This window comes from Gilliamella sp. wkB171 (genome assembly GCF_001693755.1).
GTDB lineage: Bacteria > Pseudomonadota > Gammaproteobacteria > Enterobacterales > Orbaceae > Gilliamella > Gilliamella apicola_F.
Window position 1 is genome coordinate 1 of sequence record NZ_LYST01000057.1, and the last position, 1695, is coordinate 1695.

Sequence of the window (1695 nt, forward strand, 5' to 3'; positions counted from 1 at the left end):
ACCGGTCATGTCGCCGGTGATTAAGCCATTGATGATATTAATCGCCATGTCGATGCCTTGACGGGTATTACTTCCCATCGCTGACATGCCTTCATTCATCGCTTTGTCGTAGGCTTCTTTATATATTTCTTGTTGTTCTTTGTCGGTTAACGGTTTATCGGATTTTTGTCTTTTGTCTTCTACCGCTTTTTTCGCTTCTTCTGTCGCTTTAATGCGGTCTATGGTGTTGAGCATGGTGAGTGTTTCACCACTAATTTCACTCACTAACCGGGTTTGGTCTATTTTGCTTTGTTCTTTTTCTTTATCAAAGATATGCTTAAGTTCATTACTGGCATGCTCAGTATCCCGACTTAACTCATTGATATCCTGCTTTTGTTCATTCTCATTGCGGATGATGATGGTGCCTTGGGACACCGCTGAATGCGTTATCGATTGTTCATTGTCTTTTTTATTATAACCGGCTGGCACCATTGGCATGCCAATAGTGCTGACGCCAACACTGCTACTGACTTTATAATCCGCTTGGTTTTCGATATGATTTTGATTAGTGGATAGTTGAAAAAGTGAGGAACTAAAGCCACAGGACGAACTTAAGCTTAAGTTTGAGGCGGTCAAGCAGATGACTGCTGACGAGCAGAAGTCAGTGAAAGAGATTTTAGACGCCATGATTTTAAAGCATCAGGCTAAGCAGTTGATTGGTTGATTAAAACCGGGCGACTAAAGAAGAGAAGTTACACAAGACAGTAAATAACAGCGCAGGCTAACAGTGTTGACGCACCGCTAACCTGCTAACCACAACTAACTATACTGGAGTTAACTATGGCTAAGACACATTCTAAGCTAAAATCAGCTACAGGCAAAGAGCCTGCATCGCAACCCAACGAACGGTTTTATACCATCGGTTACATGCCACAAGGCACAAAACCCAACCCCAAACCACAACTGACCATTAAAGGCAGGTGGCTGGAGCAGATAGGGTTTTATGTAGGCTGCCCTGTTATAATTAAGATTGAGCTGGGCAAGTTGATTGTTGGACTTGATTTGATGATTGAATCTATTCAATAAAATTTTTTATTTATCAAAATAAGAAGTTTATAAGTAATTCTATTAGCATATAATTTCATAAAGCGTGTCGGGCGCACCTTGGTTTAATTCAAAATCCGAAAGTAATGTTTTTGATAGTTCAGCAAATTTTATGACTTTATAAGAATAAATATAGCCTGAGTCAGTCAAAGATATCACAAGTTTTGAACATTTTGTTTTAATGATCATTTCTTCTAATATACTGATTAAAATTTGTAAACGATCTCTTCCTAATGGAGGAAATTTACTTTGCATCTCTGGAGCATAATCCAAATAATCAATTAAATAATCAGCTTCTTCACAATCGGGGCTGTTGATTATCAGGCTTGAGATATTGGTATAGATGTCAAAGTAAAATCCTCACTGTTTAAGGTAAGGAGCTTACTATCACATTTATATTTAAAAATAAAAAAATAACCCTGTTTTATATTTTATTGCATTCTCAACTTGAGTTAATAATTTAATTAACACTTCGCTATTATTTGACATTATTGTATTTTGAATAATATTTCTAGCAATTATAAGTTTATCAATATCGGTTATCTTTTCATCTTCATAATCATCAATATTTAGTCCTAATTCATTATTAAGTTGCTGAATAACATTACTTTT

Annotated in this window: 1 protein-coding gene and 2 pseudogenes; 2 read left to right on the forward strand and 1 reads right to left on the reverse strand. The window is 36.2% G+C overall.

Annotated features, from left to right (window positions below):
- Positions 1–568: 568 nt before the first annotated feature.
- Positions 569–703: pseudogene (locus A9G03_RS12930) on the forward strand (helix-turn-helix domain-containing protein); the annotation flags it as partial.
- Positions 704–819: 116 nt separating this feature from the next.
- Entirely contained in the window at positions 820–1065 is a 246-nt protein-coding gene (locus tag A9G03_RS12185) for a SymE family type I addiction module toxin (RefSeq protein WP_065798694.1), read from the forward strand.
- A 417-nt stretch (positions 1066–1482) separates the two neighbouring features.
- Here the strand turns inward: A9G03_RS12185 and A9G03_RS12600 are convergent.
- Positions 1483–1695 (reverse strand): annotated as a pseudogene (locus A9G03_RS12600) (hypothetical protein); the annotation flags it as partial.